10 protein-coding genes and 2 pseudogenes are annotated in these 18,178 nt (G+C 73.7%); 10 read left to right on the top strand and 2 right to left on the bottom strand.

The features are described from left to right. Positions 1-36 precede the first annotated feature (36 nt). From FGF04_RS26405 to FGF04_RS26385, 5 genes are all read left to right on the top strand, one after another. The gene (locus FGF04_RS26405; RefSeq protein WP_149513717.1) at positions 37-1,533 is read left to right on the top strand and encodes a CoA-acylating methylmalonate-semialdehyde dehydrogenase; all 1,497 of its coding nucleotides are present in this window, start codon (positions 37-39) and stop codon (positions 1,531-1,533) included. 15 nt (positions 1,534-1,548) lie between these two features. After that, complete coding sequence (locus FGF04_RS26400) at positions 1,549-2,331, top strand: GntR family transcriptional regulator (RefSeq protein WP_149513716.1); 783 nt, start codon at positions 1,549-1,551, stop codon at positions 2,329-2,331. 174 nt (positions 2,332-2,505) lie between these two features. Next, positions 2,506-4,926 (top strand): SpoIIE family protein phosphatase, encoded by a 2,421-nt coding sequence (locus FGF04_RS26395; RefSeq protein WP_149513873.1) that lies wholly within the window; start codon positions 2,506-2,508, stop codon positions 4,924-4,926. 193 nt (positions 4,927-5,119) lie between these two features. Further along, complete coding sequence (locus FGF04_RS26390; RefSeq protein WP_149513715.1) at positions 5,120-7,582, top strand: beta-glucosidase family protein; 2,463 nt, start codon at positions 5,120-5,122, stop codon at positions 7,580-7,582. Between the two features lie 114 nt (positions 7,583-7,696). Next, complete coding sequence (locus tag FGF04_RS26385; RefSeq protein ID WP_149513714.1) at positions 7,697-8,359, top strand: DedA family protein; 663 nt, start codon at positions 7,697-7,699, stop codon at positions 8,357-8,359. Positions 8,360-8,458: 99 nt separating this feature from the next. Here the strand turns inward: FGF04_RS26385 and FGF04_RS26380 are convergent. Next, positions 8,459-8,716, bottom strand: a pseudogene (locus FGF04_RS26380) (gamma carbonic anhydrase family protein); the annotation flags it as partial. 147 nt (positions 8,717-8,863) lie between these two features. Between FGF04_RS26380 and FGF04_RS26375 the strand changes: the two are divergent. From FGF04_RS26375 to FGF04_RS26355, 5 genes are all read left to right on the top strand, one after another. Continuing rightward, positions 8,864-11,554 carry an alpha/beta fold hydrolase gene (locus FGF04_RS26375; RefSeq protein WP_149513713.1) on the top strand — a complete coding sequence of 897 codons (2,691 nt, stop codon included), beginning with the start codon at positions 8,864-8,866 and terminating at the stop codon, positions 11,552-11,554. Beyond that, positions 11,551-12,414, top strand: coding sequence for an ABC transporter permease (locus FGF04_RS26370; RefSeq protein ID WP_149513712.1), 864 nt, complete (start codon positions 11,551-11,553; stop codon positions 12,412-12,414). Before FGF04_RS26375 ends, FGF04_RS26370 begins: the two co-directional genes overlap by 4 nt. Before the next feature lie 157 nt (positions 12,415-12,571). Continuing rightward, positions 12,572-14,224 (top strand): vWA domain-containing protein, encoded by a 1,653-nt coding sequence (locus tag FGF04_RS26365; RefSeq protein ID WP_149513711.1) that lies wholly within the window; start codon positions 12,572-12,574, stop codon positions 14,222-14,224. A gap of 206 nt (positions 14,225-14,430) precedes the next feature. After that, complete coding sequence (locus FGF04_RS26360) at positions 14,431-14,832, top strand: hypothetical protein (RefSeq protein ID WP_149513710.1); 402 nt, start codon at positions 14,431-14,433, stop codon at positions 14,830-14,832. Between the two features lie 242 nt (positions 14,833-15,074). Continuing rightward, positions 15,075-17,885 carry an AAA family ATPase gene (locus tag FGF04_RS26355; RefSeq protein ID WP_149513709.1) on the top strand — a complete coding sequence of 937 codons (2,811 nt, stop codon included), beginning with the start codon at positions 15,075-15,077 and terminating at the stop codon, positions 17,883-17,885. 63 nt (positions 17,886-17,948) lie between these two features. Here FGF04_RS26355 and FGF04_RS26350 read toward each other — a convergent pair. Further along, positions 17,949-18,178 (bottom strand): annotated as a pseudogene (locus FGF04_RS26350) (hypothetical protein); the annotation flags it as partial.

Below are 18,178 nucleotides of genomic sequence, written 5' to 3'. Positions count from 1 at the left end.
CGCACCGCCCCGCCCCCACGAAAAGGACCGCACCCCATGAAGAACCTCGCCCACTGGATCGGGGGAAAGCCCGTCGAGGGCGCCTCCGGCCGCTTCGGCCCCGTGTACGACCCGGCGACCGGCGCCCAGGAGAAGCAGGTGCCCCTCGCCTCCACGGACGAGGTGGACGCCGCCGTCGCCTCCGCGAAGGCCGCCTTCGAGGACTGGGGCACCGCCTCGCTCGCCCGGCGCACCTCGGTGCTCTTCAAGTACCGCGAACTGCTCGACGCGCACCGCGACGAACTGGCCGCGCTGATCACCGCCGAGCACGGCAAGGTCCACTCCGATGCGCTCGGCGAGGTCGCCCGGGGCATGGAGATCGTCGAACTCGCCTGCTCCGTACCGCAGTTGCTGAAGGGTGAGCTGTCCACGCAGGTCTCCACCCGGGTCGACGTGGCCGCCATCCGCCAGCCGCTCGGCGTCGTCGCCGGCATCACGCCGTTCAACTTCCCGGCCATGGTGCCGATGTGGATGTTCCCCCTCGCCGTCGCCTGCGGCAACACTTTCGTCCTCAAGCCCAGCGAGAAGGACCCCTCCGCCTCCCTCCTGCTGGCCGAACTGGCCTCCGAGGCCGGGCTGCCGGACGGCGTGCTCAACGTCGTGCAGGGCGACAAGGTGGCCGTGGACCGCCTCCTGGAGCACCCGGACGTCACCGCCGTCTCCTTCGTCGGCTCCACGCCCATCGCCCAGTACATCCAGCTCAAGGGCATCGAGCACGGCAAGCGCGTCCAGGCCCTCGGCGGCGCCAAGAACCACATGCTGGTGCTGCCCGACGCCGACCTGGACTTCGCCGCCGACCAGGCCGTCAGCGCCGCGTACGGCTCGGCCGGCGAGCGCTGCATGGCAGTCTCGGTCGTCGTCGCGGTCGGCGACACCGGCGACGAGCTGGTGGCGAAGATCGCCGAGCGGGCCCGGGGCCTGAGGATCGGTCCCGGCGACGACCCGGGCAGCGAGATGGGCCCGCTCATCACCCGCGAGCACCGCGACAAGGTCGCCTCGTACGTGACGGGCGCCGCCGCGCAGGGGGCCGAGGTCGTCGTGGACGGCACCGGCCTCACGGTTCCCGGCCATGAGGACGGCTTCTTCCTGGGCGTCTCGCTCCTGGACAAGGTGCCGGTCACCGCGGACGCGTACCGCGACGAGATCTTCGGCCCCGTGCTGTGCGTGGTCCGCGCCGCCACGTACGACGAGGGCATCGCGCTGATCAACGCCTCCCGCTGGGGCAACGGCACCGCGATCTTCACCCGCGACGGCGGCGCCGCCCGCCGCTTCCAGCTGGAGGTCCAGGCCGGCATGGTCGGCGTCAACGTGCCGATCCCCGTCCCCGTCGGCTACCACTCCTTCGGCGGCTGGAAGGACTCCCTCTTCGGCGACCACCACGTCTACGGCAACGACGGGATCGCCTTCTACACCCAGGGCAAGGTCGTCACCACCCGCTGGCCCGACCCGGCCGACAGCGGCGGCGTCAACCTCGGCTTCCCCAGCAACTCCTGAAGGGAAAGGGCTCCCGTGGCAGAGACCGACATCGCACGCCCGGCCGGCGCCGGGGCCTTCGAGCGCCTGGAGGTCGCCCTGGACCGGGGCAGCCCGATCCCGCTCTACTACCAGCTCGCCCAGCAGCTGGAGTCCGCCATCGAGCACGGGGCGCTGGCCCCCGGCGACCTGCTGGGCAACGAGGTGGACATCGCCGCCCGCCTCGGCCTGTCCCGGCCGACCGTCCGCCAGGCCATCCAGTCCCTGGTCGAGAAGGGCCTGCTGGTGCGCCGCCGGGGCATCGGCACCCAGGTGGTGCACAGCCAGGTCCGGCGTCCGCTGGAACTGAGCAGCCTGTACGACGACCTCGCCGCCGCCGGCCAGAGCCCGGGCACCCGGGTCCTGCGCAACGACGTCGAGCCGGCCTCCGCGGAGGTCGCCGCGGCCCTCGGCATACCCGAGGGCCGGGACGTCGTCGTGCTGGAACGCCTGCGCTCCACCCACGGCGAACCCATGGCCCACCTGCGCAATTTCCTGCCCGCGGCCCTCCTCGACGCGGACACCGCGAAGCTGGAGTCGACCGGCCTCTACCGGATGATGCGGGCCGCCGGGATCACCCTGCACAGCGCCCGCCAGACCGTCGGGGCCCGCAGCGCCACCGCGGCCGAGGGCGCCCTGCTCGACGAACCCGCCGGAGCCGCGCTGCTCACCATGTGCCGCACGGCCTACGACGACACAGGCCGGGCCGTGGAGTACGGCACGCACGTCTACCGCGCCTCCCGCTACGCCTTCGACTTCCAACTGCTCGTCCGGCCCTGATCGGACGCGGCCGCCGGGCCCGGGACCCCTTCGCGACGGTAGGTTGGATCCCTGCGGCACGGGTGCACCGGGCGTGCCGGACGGGAAGACCACTCCCAGGGGGAGACCACTCCCGGGAACGGAGGCGGTCGGGTGGCGAGCGAGGAGAGCGGCGTGGCGCGGCGGCGGCCCGAGATGACGGACGCCGCCGTGGTGCTGCTGGACGCCCGCGCGACGGTCACCGGCTGGACGGCCGACGCCGAGCGGCTGTTCGGCCACCGCCGGGCCGACGTCGTGGGCCGCCCCGCGGCCGCACTGCTGATGCCCGAGGACGCGGCGCGCCTGCCCGTCCTGGCTGCCCGGTGCGCGCGGGACGACGGCTGGACCGGACTGCTGGCGGTGCGCCACCGCGACGGGCACCCGGTCGTCGCCACCGTCCGGGTCGTCCCGGCCGGGGCGGCGGACGCGGGAGCGCCCCGCTGGGTGGCCCTGGCCGCCGACACGGACGGCACCCCGGGCTGGCGCATGAGCCGCGGGGTGCTGGAGCGGATGGCCGCGCACTCACCCATCGGCATCGCGATCGTCGACGTCGACCTGCGGTTCGTCTGGTCGAACGCCGCCCTGGAACGGTTCGGCGGCGGCCCCGGGCACGAGCGCATCGGCAAGCGGCTCGGGGACATCCAGCCCGGCCTGGACGCGCAGGCCCTGGAAGGGGTGATGCGCCAGGTCCTGGCGACCGGCGAGAGCGTCGCCGACTACGAACACGTGGGGACGGTCCGCTCGTCCCCCCACCGGCAGACCGCCCACGCCATGTCGTTCACCCGGCTCGACGACGACGCCGGCAGGCCGCTCGGCGTGTACTACACGGTCGTGGACGTCAGCGACCGCCACCGGGCCCGCGAGCGCCTGACCCTCCTGGACCAGGCGGGCGAGCGCATAGGCCGCACCCTGGACGTCGTGCGCACCGCCCAGGAACTGGCCGACGTCGCGGTGCCGGGCCTCGCCGACCTCGTCACCGTCGACCTGCTGGAGACCGTCCTCAAGGGCGGTGAGGTCGACCCCGGACCGGTCGGCGGACCGGACGCCGCACCGCTGCGCCGGGCCGCCCACCGGTCGGCCGGCGACCCGGCGGCGGCCCCCGCCGGCGTCGGGCAGGTCGTCCGCCACCCCGCCGGCGCGCCCCCGCTCACCGCCCTCACCACCGGCACGTCCTGGATCGAGGAGCGCCTCGCCCCGCCGGCCGGGCGGTGGACCGCAGGGCAGGACCGCGACGGCGCCGGTCCCCTCCCGGACGCCGGACCGCACAGCGCGATGATCGTGCCCGTGCGGGCCCGCGGCACCACGCTCGGCATCACCACGTTCTTCCGCCACGGGCGCACGGAGCCCTTCGACCGGGACGACCTGGCGCTGGCGGAGGAGTTCGTGGCGCGCGCCGCCCTGTCCCTCGACAACGCCCGCCGCTACACCCGCGAACGCGACGCCGCGCTGGTCCTGCAGCGCCACCTGCTGCCCCACCGGCTCCCCGAGCAGGACGCGATGGAGGTCGCGGCCTGCTACCGGCCCGCCGACGAACTGACGGGCCTGGGCGGGGACTGGTTCGACGTCATCCCGCTCTCGGGCGCCCGGGTCGCCCTCGTCGTGGGGGACGTGGTCGGGCACGGCATCGAGGCCGCCGCCGCCATGGGCCGGCTGCGGGCCGCCGTCCAGACCCTGGCCGACCTGGACCTGCCGCCCGAGGAGGTGCTGGCCCACCTCGACGACCTGGTCGACCGGTCCGCGGGCGAGGACGAGCCCGGCACCCCGCCGCGCGCCGACGGCGTACGGGCCAAGGGCGCCAGCTGCCTCTACGCGGTGTACGACCCGGTCGCCGGCCTGTGCACCCTGGCCTCCGCCGGCCACGCCCTGCCCGCCGTGGTCGCCCCCGACGGCACGGTGGACTTCCCCGGACTGCCGCCGGGGCCCGCACTGGGCGTCGGCGGCCCGCCCTTCGAGGCGATCGAACTGCGGCTCGACGAGGGCAGCGTGCTCGCCCTGTTCACCGACGGCCTGCTCGCCGCCGAGGGCCCCGCGGGCCTGCGCGACGGCGCCGCCGACCGGGAGCGGCTGCGCCGGGTGCTGGAGCGGCCGGCCGCCGCGCTCGACGACCGCTGCCTGGCCGCGGTCGACGCCCTGGTCCCGGCGCGTCCGCCGGACGACGTCGTACTGCTGCTGGCCCGCGCCCGCCGCCTGCCGGCGGACCGCATGGTGTCCTGGGAGCTGCCCGCCGACCCGGCCACGGTCGCCGAGGTCCGCAAGCGGACCTCCCGGCAGCTGAGCGAATGGGGCCTCGACGAGCTGACCTTCACGACCGAGCTCGTCGTCAGCGAACTCGTCACCAACGCGATCCGGCACGCCTCCGGGCCGATCCGGCTCCGGCTCATCATGTCCAGGACCCTGGTCTGCGAGGTGTGGGACGCCAGCCCCACGGCCCCGCACCTGCGCCACCCCAGGACGACCGACGAGGGCGGCCGCGGCCTCTTCCTGATCTCCCGCTGCACCCAGCGCTGGGGGACCCGCTACACCCAGGACGGCAAGATCATCTGGACGGAGCAGTCCCTGGCGGGCCCGTCGGTCTGACGGCCCGGGGTCCGACCGCCCGGGGAGCCCGCCCGCTCTTCCGGTGGGGTCGAATGTGACGTCACGTCAGTGGTGCCTCACGGTGTGTCAAGCCGCTCTGTCGCATAGTGCGTCCGGAGGGCGAACCAGGACGGCCCCCGTGCGCCCCGCGGTTCACCTCCTCGTGCCCGCACCCAACGAGGAGTGACACCCCATGTCCCACACCGCGTCCCGGCGCTCCGTCCTGCGCCTGCTGGGCGGCGCGACCGCCGTCGCCCTCGCCGCCACCGCGGGCGGCCCCGCACCCGCCCGGGCCGCCGTACGCCGGGCGGCCGCGAACCCTCGCGTGGAGCGCCTCCTCACCCGGCTCACCCTGGACGAGAAGATCTCCCTGCTGCACGGCGCCCCCGACCCCGAGTCCCTCGGCCAGGCCGGCTACGTACCCGGCGTACCGCGCCTGGGCATCCCGCCCCTGCGCCTCGCCGACGGCCCCGCCGGCGTCCGCGTCGCACGGCGGGCCACCGCCCTGCCCGCGCCCGTCCTGCTCGCCGCCGCCTTCGACCCGGACCTGGCGCGCCGCTACGGCCGGGTCATCGGCCGCGAGGGCCGCGCCCTCGGCCAGGACGTCCTGCTCTCCCCGATGGTCAACCTGATCCGCACGCCCTACGCGGGCCGCAACTTCGAGACCTTCAGCGAGGACCCGCTGCTCTCCGCCGACCTCGTCGCCGCGCAGATCAGGGGCATCCAGGAGGAGGGCCTCATCGCGACCGTCAAGCACTTCGCGATGAACAACCAGGAGAAGGACCGCGAGAGCGTCGACGTGCGGGTCGACGAGCAGACCCTCAACGAGGTCGAACTGCGCGGCTTCGAGGCCGCCGTCGGCGCCGGCGCCCGCGCGGCCATGGGCGCCTACAACAAGGTCAACGGCACCTACGCCTGCGAGAACGCCGAGCTCCTCACCGGCGTCCTGCGCGACCGCTGGGGCTTCCAGGGCTGGGTGATGACCGACTGGTACGCCGCCCACAGCACCGTCGCCTCGCTCACCGCGGGCCTCGACATGGAGATGCCGAACGGGAAGTACTTCGGGACCGCACTCAGGAACGCGGTCCGGGGCGGCGGCGTCCCCGAGGAGTACGTCGACCGGTCGGTGCGCCGCATCCTGGGCGCGATGGACGACTTCGGCCTGCTCGACGGCAGCGCCCCGCCCCGGCCGCGGCGGGACCCGGCGGCCGGCGCCGCCGTCGCCCTGGAGGTCGCCAAGGCCGGCGCCACCCTCCTGCGCAACGAGGACGGCACGCTGCCCCTGACCGGCCCCGCCGCCCGCGGCATCGCCGTGATCGGCCCCACCGGCTCCCTGCCGTTCGTCAGCGGCGGCGGCAGCGCCCACGTCGTCCCCGACCACGCCGACAGCCCGCTGCACGCCATCAGGTCCCGCGCCGGGAAGGGCGCCCGGGTGACGTACGCCCTCGGCGAGGACCTCTTCGGCAAGCCCCTGCCGAAGGGCGCGCTCTCGGCGGGCCTCGCCCCCGAGGCCCAGCGGGTCGGCGCCGGGCGGACCTGGACGTACGACGGGACGCTCACCGTCGGGGACGACGACGAGTGGACCTTCGTCATCCACTACTCCGGCAAGCGCCCCACGGTGCTCCTGGACGGGACCGAGCTCTTCCCGGTGGCGGCCGGGCTCGCCGAACGGTTCGCCGGCGGACTGGTGTCGACCGCGCCCGACGGCCTGGAGGTGCGCCGCGCGACGCTCGGCCTGACGGCGGGCGCCCACCGGGTCGAGATCACCGCGCAGGGCGGCGCCGCCGGGCAGACCTTCAGACTGCGGTACGCCACCGGCGCCACCCGCGCCCAGGACGTGGCCGAGGCGGCCCGCGCGGCGGCCGCCGCGCACAGCGCCGTCCTGTTCGCCTACGAGGACGCCACCGAGAACCAGGACCGCACGACCCTCGCCCTGCCCGGCCACCAGACCCGGCTCGTCGAGGCGGTGACGGCGGCCAACCCGCGCACGACCGTCGTCCTCAACACCTCCTCCTCGACCGCGATGCCGTGGCTGGAGCGCACCGCCGCCGTGCTGCAGATGTACTACCCCGGCCAGGAGGGCGCCGCGGCCACCGCCGCCGTCCTGTTCGGCGACTGCGACCCCGGCGGGCGCCTCACCCAGACCTTCCCGGCCGACGACGACAGCCACCCCGTCGCGGGCGAACCGCTGCGCTACCCGGGCGTCGACGGCGTCCAGGAGTACTCGGAGGGCGTCCACGCCGGACACCGCTGGTACGACGCCCAGGGCGTACGGCCGCTGTTCCCGTTCGGGCACGGCCTCTCGTACACCTCCTTCGCCCACGAGGACCTGGCGGTGGAGCGGACCGGGGACGGCCTGGAGGTGACCTTCACCGTCCGCAACACCGGGCGCCGGGACGGCGTCGACGTCCCGCAGGTGTACGTGGGCCCCTCGCCCGACCTGCGGATCGAGCGGCCCGTACGGATCCTGGGCGGCTACCGGCGGCTCGCCCTCGCGGCGGGTCAGTCGCGCAGGATCACCGTGCGCGTCGACGGACGCACCCTCTCCTCGTGGGACCCTCAGCGGCACGGCTGGGTGCTCGGCACCGGGCGGCGGACCGTCTGGGTCGGCCCCTCCTCCCGTGACCTGCGGCTGCGTACGACGGTCACGGTGTGAGGGGTTGACGGGTCGCCGCCCCCTGCGGGTGAACCGGTAGGCTGCCCGGCGTGCGCGCGAGCGGGCGCACGCCGGGCCCGGCCCGGTCCGCGGTGAATTCGGGAGGAACCGGCGTTGCACGTCCAGGAATGGTTGGAGACCGTGCCCGCGGTCAGCATCTACGCGCTGGTCGGCCTGGTCATCGGCCTGGAGAGCCTCGGCATCCCGCTGCCGGGCGAGATCATCCTCGTCTCCTCGGCGCTCCTCGCCTCCCAGCACGGTGACATCAACCCCGTCGTCCTCGGCGCCTGCGCGACCGCCGGTGCGATCATCGGGGACTCCATCGGGTACGCCATCGGCCGCAAGGGCGGACGCCCGCTGCTGGCCTGGCTGGGCGCGAAGTTCCCCAAGCACTTCAGCGAGGGACACATCGCCACCGCCGAGCGCTCCTTCGAGAAGTGGGGCATGTGGGCGGTCTTCTTCGGCCGCTTCATCGCCCTGCTGCGCATCTTCGCGGGCCCGCTCGCGGGCGTGCTGCGCATGCCGTACTGGAAGTTCCTGATCGCCAACGTGCTCGGCGGCATCATCTGGGCGGGCGGCACCACCGCGGTCATCTACTACGTGGGCGTGGTCGCCGAGTCCTGGCTCAAGCGCTTCTCCTGGCTCGGCCTGGTCGCCGCGGTCCTCTTCGGCCTGGCCTCGATGCTGATCATGAAGCGCAGGGCGAAGAGGATGACGACGGAACGGGAGACGGAGAAGCCCTCGGCATCCCCKGACCCCGTCCCGGCAACCGACTGAGACCGTCCCCGAAGGCGGGCGCAGCCCCGCCTTTCGAGGGGCGCGGGGAACTGCGCGACCAGCCCCCACCGGCCCGCACCCGCCGAACCCGCTTCGTGGCTACCCCTCGTGCGCCGCCCGGTGGGCAGCCGCCAGCTCCACATAGAACACCCCGTTCAGGGAAACCCCCTCCCGCTCCTCCTCGGAGAGCTCCCGCTTCACCTTGGCGGGGACACCGGCGACCAGAGATCCAGGCGGCACCCGCATCCCTTGCGGCACCAGCGCCTGCGCCGCGACGAGCGACCCCGCCCCGATCACCGCCCCGTTGAGGACCGTCGCCCCCATCCCGATCAGGCAGTCGTCCTCGACGGTGGCCCCGCACCCGCACCCGTCCACCCACCCCCGGGCAAGCCTTCGTGTACCGCACCTGCGGTACACGAAGGAGGCCCGTACTCCTACGGGATGCCAAGGGGCTCCGCCCCTCGGCTGCACCCCCCGCCGGAGGCGCCCCGTACCGTGGAGGCCATGGATCTTCGATTGCCCGCGCCACTGCGAGCCCGGCCGCGAGCCCGCCGGTGGACCGCCGCCGCGGCCGCCGTCGTGGTGCTCGCCGGCGCCGGCACGTGGACGGCGGTCGCCTCCGACGAGGCACCCGCGGTGCACCGCACCGACCGCATCCTCCCCACGGCGGACGGGGTGCGGATCGACACGTCGTACTTCACCTCCGGCGGCGACGGAGCGGGCCGCCGCCCCGCCGTCCTCCTCACGCACGGCTTCGGCGGCGACAAGGAGGACGTGCGCGAGCAGGCTGAGGACCTCGCCCGCGACGGCTACGCGGTCCTCACCTGGTCGGCCCGCAGCTTCGGCAGGTCCACCGGCAGGATCGGCCTGAACGACCCGAAGGGCGAGGTCGCCGACGTCTCCCGCCTGATCGACTGGCTCGCCGAGCGTCCCGAGGTCGAGCTCGACAAGAAGGGCGACCCCCGGGTCGGCATGACCGGCGCCTCGTACGGCGGCGCGGTCTCCCTGCTCACGGCGGGACACGACCGGCGCGTGGACGCGATAGCCCCGTCCATCACGTACTGGAACCTCGCGGACGCCCTGTTCCCCGACGGCGTCTTCAAGAAGCTCTGGGCCGGGATGTTCATCAACTCCGGCGGCGGCTGCAAGATGTTCGAGCCGAAGCTCTGCGCGATGTACGAGCGGGTCGCGGAGTCCGGCAAACCCGACGCCGCGGCCGTGAAGCTCCTTGAGGAGCGCAGCCCCTCCGCCGTCGGCGACCGCATCAAGGTGCCCACGCTCGTCATGCAGGGCCAGACCGACTCCCTCTTCCCGCTCGGCCAGGCCGACGAGATCGCGAAGGCCGTCGAGGCCAACGGCGCCCCCGTGGACGTCGACTGGCTCGCCGGCGGCCACGACGGCGGCGACATGGAGGTGGACCGCGTCCACGCGCGCGTCACCTCCTGGTTCGACCGCTACCTGAAGGACGACGAGAGCGCCGACACGGGCCCCGCGTTCCGCGTCACGCGCACCGGCGGCATCGACTCCACCGACGGCGCGGCGCAGCTGCGGGGCGCCGACAGCGACACGTACCCCGGACTCACCGGCGACGAAAGGGAGTTCGCGCTGAGCGGGCGCGAGCAGGAGTTCGTCAACCCCGCGGGCGCCAGCCCGCCCGGTGTCTCCTCGCTCCCCGGCCTCGGCGGCGCCACGGGCCTCTCCCAGCTGTCCACGCTCGGCGTCGGCGTCTCCCTCGACTTCCCCGGCCAGTACGCCCGGTTCGAGTCCGAGCCCCTCGCCCGGGACCTGCGGATCACCGGTTCGCCCACGGTGACGGTGAACGTGCGGTCCACGACCGGCGAGGCCGTCCTCTTCGCCAAGCTGTACGACGTCGGGCCCGGCGGCCGGCAGCAGGTCCTGCCGTCGCAGCTGGTCACCCCGGTCCGCGTCGAGACCGGCGACGGCGGCAAGGACGTCCGGCTCACCCTGCCCGCCGTCGACCACGAGGTGCGCGACGGCCACCGCCTGCGCCTGGTCCTCGCCTCGACCGACCTCGGGTACGCGTCCCCGGTGGCGCCCGCCACGTACAAGGTGTCCCTCAAGGGCGACCTCGCCGTGCCGACCGCGCCCGGTGTGAGCACCGCGGCCGCGGGGCTGCCCGCCTGGGTGTGGTGGCTGCCGGCCGCCGGCGCGCTGCTCGCCCTGGGCCTGCTGCTGACGGGCCGCCGCCGCACGGTCGCGGCCCCGCCCGACCCGGCGCTCGCCGAGGTCCCGCTGCAGATCACGGACCTGAGCAAGCGGTACGCGAAGTCCTCGGACCGCTACGCCGTACGGGACCTGTCGTTCCGCGTCGAGAGGGGCCAGGTGCTCGGCCTGCTCGGCCCGAACGGCGCGGGCAAGACCACCACCCTGCGTATGCTCATGGGCCTCATCAAGCCCGACGGCGGCGAGATCCGCGTCTTCGGGCACGCGATCCGGCCGGGCGCGCCGGTGCTGTCCCGGGTCGGCGCCTTCGTGGAGGGCGCGGGCTTCCTTCCGCACCTGTCCGGCCGCGAGAACCTGGAGCTGTACTGGCAGGCCACCGGGCGCCCGGCCGAGGACGCCCACCTGGACGAGGCCCTGGAGATCGCGGGCCTGGGCGACGCGCTGGCCCGCGCGGTCCGCACCTACTCGCAGGGCATGCGGCAGCGCCTCGCCATCGCCCAGGCCATGCTCGGCCTGCCGGACCTGCTGATCCTCGACGAACCGACCAACGGCCTCGACCCGCCCCAGATCCGCGAGATGCGCGAGGTGATGATCCGTTACGCGGCGGCCGGTCGCACGGTCATCGTCTCCAGCCACCTCCTCGCCGAGGTCGAGCAGTCCTGCACGCATCTGGTCGTCATGGACCGCGGACGGCTGGTCCAGGCGGGTCCGGTCCACGAGATCGTCGGCTCCGGCGACACCCTTCTGGTCGGCCTCGCGGGCGAGGTCACGGACCCGCTGGTGGAGAAGGTGGCCGCGCTGCCGGGCGTCGCGTCGGCGCTGCGCACGGACGACGGCCTGCTGCTGCGCCTGACGGCACGGGACACCGGGGGCGAGCAGGCCGCCGACGATTCCGCGGCGGCGGCCCGGCTCCTGGTGGAGCTGGTGCGGCTGGAGGTGCCGGTGGCGTCCCTCGGCCCGCACCGCCGCCTGGAGGACGCGTTCCTGACCCTGATCGGAGGCTCCGCGTGAGCACACTTGCAGAGCGTGCCGAAGTGGCGGACGGCTACCGGGCCGGACGCACCCTCCCGCTGCGGGTCGAGCTGATGCGCCAGCTCAAGCGGCGCCGCACGCTGGTCATGGGGGCGATCCTGGCCGCCCTGCCCTTCGTGCTGGCGGTGGCCTTCGCGATCGGCGGGCAGCCGGACGGCCGCGAGGGCCGGGTCACCCTCATGGACACGGCCACGGCGTCGGGCGCCAACTTCGCCGCGACGAACCTCTTCGTCTCCGCGGGCTTCCTGCTGGTCGTCCCCGTCGCCCTGTTCTGCGGCGACACCATCGCCTCGGAGGCGAGCTGGTCCTCGCTGCGCTACCTGCTCGCGGCACCGGTGCCCCGGGCCCGCCTGCTGTGGTCCAAGCTCGTGGTGGCGCTCGGCCTCAGCCTCGCCGCGATGGTGCTGCTGCCGGTCGTCGCGCTGGCGGTGGGGACGGTCGCGTACGGCTGGGGGCCGCTGGAGATCCCCACCGGCGGCACCCTGTCCGCGGGCACGGCGGCCCAGCGCCTCGTCGTCGTGATCGCGTTCATCTTCGCGTCCCAGCTGGTCACGGCCGGGCTCGCGTTCTGGCTGTCGACGAAGACCGACGCGCCGCTGGGCGCGGTGGGGGGCGCGGTCGGCCTGACGATCGTGGGCAACGTGCTGGACGCGGTCACCGCGCTCGGCGACTGGCGCCACTTCCTGCCCGCGCACTGGCAGTTCGCGTGGGCCGACGCGGTGCAGCCCACCCCCGAGTGGGGCGGCATGATCCAGGGCACGGCGGTCTCCGTCACGTACGCCATGGTCCTGTTCGCCCTGGCCTTCCGAGGCTTCGCCCGCAAGGACGTGGTGTCCTAGCCACGCCCGGGTCTCCGGAGGATCACCCGCCGGTCTCGGCGGGTGCCTGCCGTGGCCGCATCGCAACCCATCCGCAACTCCTCGGCCCGCTCCTTCCGGCCGCCTCCGCCGTCACAGTCACAGACGTCGGCTCACGGCGGTCACCGAGGGGACACACATGAGGCGCACCGAACAGCACCGGACGCGGCAGGCACGGCAGGCACGGCGCCGGGTACGGGGCGCGCTCGTCGCCGTGACCGTCACCGCCGGCCTCCTGCTCACCGCCTGCGGCGGCGGGGACGACGGCGGCTCGGGAAAGCGCAGCGGCACCGAGGCACGGCAGGACAACGGTTTCCCGGCCCCCGCCCCGGCCGCGCCGACCGGCCCTCCGGGCACCGCCGGGGGGCCGACCGGGAGGTACGAGGACGGCCGGGGCGATACGGGCGACGAGCTCCGCGAGAGCGCGCCACCGTCGGCCGGCCACCTCTCCACGTTCGCGCTGGACGTCGACACCGCCTCGTACGGCTACGCGCGCCGCACCCTGGAGGACGGCCGGCGGCCTGATCCATCGACGGTCCGCCCCGAGGAGTTCATCAACAGCTTCCGCCAGGACTACGAGCGCCCGGACGGCAACGGCTTCACGGTCACCGTGGACGGTGCCCGTACGGGGGAGGAGGGCTGGCGGTTCGTCAGGGTCGGCCTCGCCACCCGCGCGGCCGAGGACCGCCGCCCGCCCGCCGCGCTCACCTTCGTCATCGACGTGTCGGGCTCCATGGCCGAACCGGGCCGGCTCGACCTCGCCCAACAGTCCCTGAGCGTGATGACGGACCGGCTGCGCGACGACGACGCGGTCGCGCTGGTGACCTTCAGCGACGAGGCGCGGACCGTCCTGCCGATGACCCGGCTCGGCGACCACCGCGGCCGGGTCCACGAGGCGATCGGCACGCTTGAGCCGACCGACTCGACCAACCTCGGCGCAGGCGTCACCACCGGCTACCGCACGGCCGTCGAGGGGCTGCGCGAGGGCGCCACCAACCGGGTCGTGCTGCTCTCCGACGCCCTCGCCAACACCGGTGAGACCGACGCCGACGCGATCCTCGAACGCATCGGGGACGCCCGCCGCGCGCACGGCATCACGCTGTTCGGCGTGGGCGTGGGCAGCGACTACGGCGACGCGCTGATGGAGCGCCTCGCCGACAAGGGCGACGGGCACACCACGTACGTGTCGAACGCCGCGGACGCCCGTGAGCTCTTCTGCGACGAACTGCCCCGCCACATCGACCTGACCGCGCGGGACGCCAAGGCGCAGGTCGCCTTCGACCCCGAAACGGTGGAGCGGTTCCGGCTCGTCGGCTACGACAACCGCCGGGTCGCCGACGAGGACTTCCGCGACGACCGGGTGGACGGCGGCGAGACGGGCCCGGGCCACACGGTGACGGCGCTGTACGCGGTACGGGTCAGGCCCGGCGCGACGGGCCATGTGGCGACGGCGACCGTACGGTGGCTGGACCCGGGCACGCGCGTCCCCCACGAGCGGTCGGCCCGAGTGGGGGCGGCAGCCCTGACCCAGCCCCTGTGGACCGGGACCACGGCCCGCACCGGCCTCCAGGTCACGGCACTGGCGGCGTACTTCGCCGACGCCCTGCGCAGGCCCGGCACCGACTGGTCCCCGCTGCCGGGCGCCCCGTCCCTCCCGGACCTGGCGGACCGTGCGACCAGGCTGGCCTCGGCCACGGAATCGGCCCCGATCCACCGACTTGCCGAAACGATGAACAGGGCTGCCGCCCTCGGGTACGGGGATCCGCCTTCGGACGGTACGGCGGAGCAGTGACTTCCGTTCCCGATCGCCGAGGTCACGACGTATCAGGAGGCGGCGCAACCGGTGGACGGCCCGTACGCATGTATGTGACAGGCCTGGGGTTTCCCCCTGGGAGCGCCCTGGGGCGCGGTGCCCTCGCCCCTCCCTAACGTCGCTGGCGATGAACGACGTCCGGCAACGGGCCGGGCGGGTTCGCCACCACGAGGGAGATGGTCGCCATGGGTCCGAACGACACGGAGATCGTACGGGTCTTCGCCCGCAGCACCGCCAGTCCCAGTGCCGACCCGACACTGGATCCGAAGGAAGCCGCGCAGATCGTGGTGGAGGCCGAAGCGGGCGACGCCGTCTTCCGCATGGGGGTGCCCTACGAGGTCGACGTGACGGTGAAGGACCTGGTCGACGGCACGAACATCCCCACGACGCCCGCGGGCGCCGTGACCGGCCAGCTCAGCCAGGCACCGTGGAACAAACAGCACAGCGCGTTCGTCTTCGGTGTCGCGGCCTCGGAACTGGAGAAGCACAAGGGGCACCAGTGCGAGGTCTACGCGACGGTCTACATGGGCCTGCAGGAACCGGACGCCAGCTTCGCGACGAGCCCGCGGTTCCTCGTCCAGCGCTGAGCGGACCGGCTGGAAAGCGGCTGGTCGCCTCCGTGCGGGACGCTGCGTCCGAGGGCCGCCGGCCGGCCGGGCAACCTCTGCCCGGCCGGCCGGCGGCCCGTTCGCTCCGTGCCGCACGGGCGGCCCGGAGCCGGCGCGGGAGACGCTTTTCAACCTCTGGGCGTTCCGCCAAAATGTGAGTGTTCGGGGGGAGACAATCCGGTTTCCGGTCGGTGACGCGGCACTCAGCCGTAGCCCTGTTCATGAGTCGAGCAGGCCCCCGGGGGAGGGGGCGCACGGTGCGATCGGTGCCTGACACGTTCTTCGTCGGCCGGGAGGACGAACTGTCCCGGATGGGTGCGCGACTGCGCGGAGCCGCGCTCGGCGAGCCGCAGGTGGTGGTGGTCGAGGGACCCGCCGGAATCGGCAAGACCTGCCTGGTGCGCCGTTTCCTCGCGGAGATGGAGCCCGGCTGCCGCATTCTGCGGGCCAGTGGCGACGACGGCGAGATGCACCTGCCGTATTCCGTCGTGGCGCAGTTGCTCGTGGATGTCGGCGACGGACTGGATCCGCCCCTGCGTGAACTCGATCGCTGCGTACGGCCCGGTGCGGTCGTGCCGGATCCCGTCGTGGTGGGTTCCGCCCTGCTGGATGTGGTGAGCGGGACGCAGGAACAGTCGCCCGTCGTCATGGTGGTCGACGACGCGCACTGGGCCGACAGCCCTTCTCTGCACGCTCTCACTTTCGCGTTACGGCGCCTACGGGTGGACCGGGTACTGACCGTCCTGGTGATACGTGACGTGAACGACCTCAGACTGCCGGCCGGACTCCGCCGGGTCCTGGATGACGACGACACACTCACGTTGCACCTGGAGGGGCTCGCCGCTCAGGAGATCTGCCGTCTCAACCTCGCGCTGGGCCACACTCCGTTGTCGCGCTGGGCCGCCGCCCGGTTGCGCGAGCACACGCGGGGCAATCCGCTGCACACGCAGGCCCTGCTGCATCAGTTCCTTCCCGAGGCCGTTGCGGGAGACGAAGCGGTCCTGCCCGCGTCCCCGGCCCACGAGCGTCTCGTCAGCGCCCGGCTCGACGGTTGCGGCCCCGGCACACGGCGGCTCGTCGAGGCGGCCAGCGTGCTCGGCATGTCCAGCCTCCTGCACCTGGCCGCGCACATCGGGTCCGTACCCGATCCGCTGGAGGCCTTGGCGGAGGCCCTGGAAGCCGGGCTGCTCGAAGGGGGCACGGTCGGTGGTCTGCCCAAGGTCGCGTTTCCGCATCCGCTCTCGCGGGCCGCCGTCTACCAGGGATTGCGTCCGGCCCTCCGCTCCCGGCTGCACGAAAGGGCGGCGCGCCGGTCGAACGACCCGGCGGCAGCCCTTCATCATCGGGCGCAGGCCGCCGTGGGGCCCGACGCGGAACTCGCGCTGAAGCTCCACCGGCTCGCGGCACGCCAGGCTTCCGAAGGAGCCTGGTCCGCAGCGGCTTCCGCGGCCATGGCAGCCGCCCGGCTCTCCCCGCACGAAGCGGACCACGCGGCACGGTTTCTCGACGCAGTGGAGTACCTGCTCCTGGCGGGGGACATCGGACAGGCGGTCGAGCTGGAGTCCCAGGTGCTCGAACTGCCGTCCTGTGCCGCACGGCACTACGTCCTCGGTCATCTGGCCTGCACCGCGGGGCGGTTGGAAGAGGCCAGGCGGTCACTCACGGCCTGCTGGGACGACTGCGACGCGGACACACCGGTGGACACATTGCGCTCCGCGGCCGAACAGCTGGCCTTCCTCCACCTCACCGAGTCCGACACCCCGCGGGCCGTCGCCTGGTCACGCCGTGGACTCGAACTGCCACCGGGACAGCGGTCCACCTTTCTCCGGGAGTCCCTGGCCATCGGTCTCGGCCTCCAGGGGAGGCACGAAGAAGCACTGGCCTCTCTCGCCCACCTGAGCGTCGCCGGTCCCCGGAACGGTCCGGCGGAACTGGACGGGCTGATGTCGCGCGGTCTGCTACGCCTGTGGAACGGCGAACTGAGCGCTGCTCGACGTGACCTCAAGGACGCCTTCCTCTCCCACCGGCGCGGCGGACTGCCCTACACGGGCCTCGTCGCCCTCTCGTTCCTCGTCGACGCCGAGTACCGTTCCGGGCACTGGGACGACGCCGTCGCGCACGGCACCCAGGCCGTCTCACTGGCCGAGGACACGGATCAGGTGTCCGTCCTCGCCATGGTCCACTCGCTCGTCGCCGGGCCACTGGCAGCGCGGGGCGACTTCGAGGCCGCTGTCGCGCACGCGGACAAGGCCGCCGAGTACGCCCGGGCACTTGCCGACATCAACGACATCGCCCTCGCGCACACCGCGCTCGGCACCGTGCGCATCGCACAGGGCGATCACGAGGGAGCGCTCGATGCCCTGCTTCCCTTGCTCGATCCGGCAGTCGTGCACCGTGCCGCCCTCACCGAGATCGGCCCCGTCCTGTGGCGTCCCCTGCTCGTCGAAGCCTTTGTGCGTACCGGTCGGCCGGATGACGCCGAGGCCGTTCTGGTGCCTTACGAGGCAGGTGCCGCAGAGCGCGACCGCTGGCTCGACATGGCTGCCGCCGCTCGGTGCCGGGGCATGCTGGAAGCGGCCCGTGGTCGTTCCGAAGCCGCCGAACAGGCGTTCCGCGCAGGCCTCGACCACTGCGAACGGGGTGGCCCCTGCTGGGAACGCACGCTGTTGCAACTGGCTTTCGGCACCTTCCTGCGCCGCTCCGGCAAGCGCAGTGCCGCGGTGGCCCAGCTCCAGCCGGCCTGTGAGGCCCTGCACCGTTTGGAGGCCGTTCCGTACCGAGACCGTTGTGACGTGGAACTCGCGGCCTGCGGGCGGGCGCCGGGGCGTGTGGCGCTCGCGCGCCATCCCGTTCTGACCGCCCAGGAACTGACCGTGACGAGGCTGGCAGTGCGGGGGATGACGAACCGGCAGATCGCCCGGGAACTCGTCCTCAGCGTGAAGACCATCGAGTACCACCTCGGCAACGCCTACGCCAAGCTCGGTATCAACTCCCGTATGGAACTCGGCCACCGCCTCGCACCACAGACGTGAGCGCGCCGGTTCCTCACCACTCCAGGGACGGGGGAGCCGGCGCCCGCACGTCCCCCCGGCACCTCACCCGCACAGTTCCCTCTCCGCCCGTACCGGGTCGTTGGGGAAGCGGAACGATGTCCGGTGCGGCGCGCCGGTGATGTTGCGCAGGAAACGCCCCGCGGTCAGCGGCGCCCGCGCCGACGCGGTCAGCTCCGCCAGCTCCCCGCACCGCAACGCCCGCCGTGCCGCGTCGACCTCCTCGCGGTCGACCCCGGCCGGCGGCACCCCCGCCCCCCGGTCGGCCGCCAGCC

The organism is Streptomyces apricus, assembly GCF_008369065.1.
Taxonomy (GTDB): Bacteria; Actinomycetota; Actinomycetes; order Streptomycetales; family Streptomycetaceae; genus Streptomyces; species Streptomyces apricus.
Note: the sequence above shows the minus strand (reverse complement) of the source record. Positions and strands in the feature narration are given on the sequence as shown.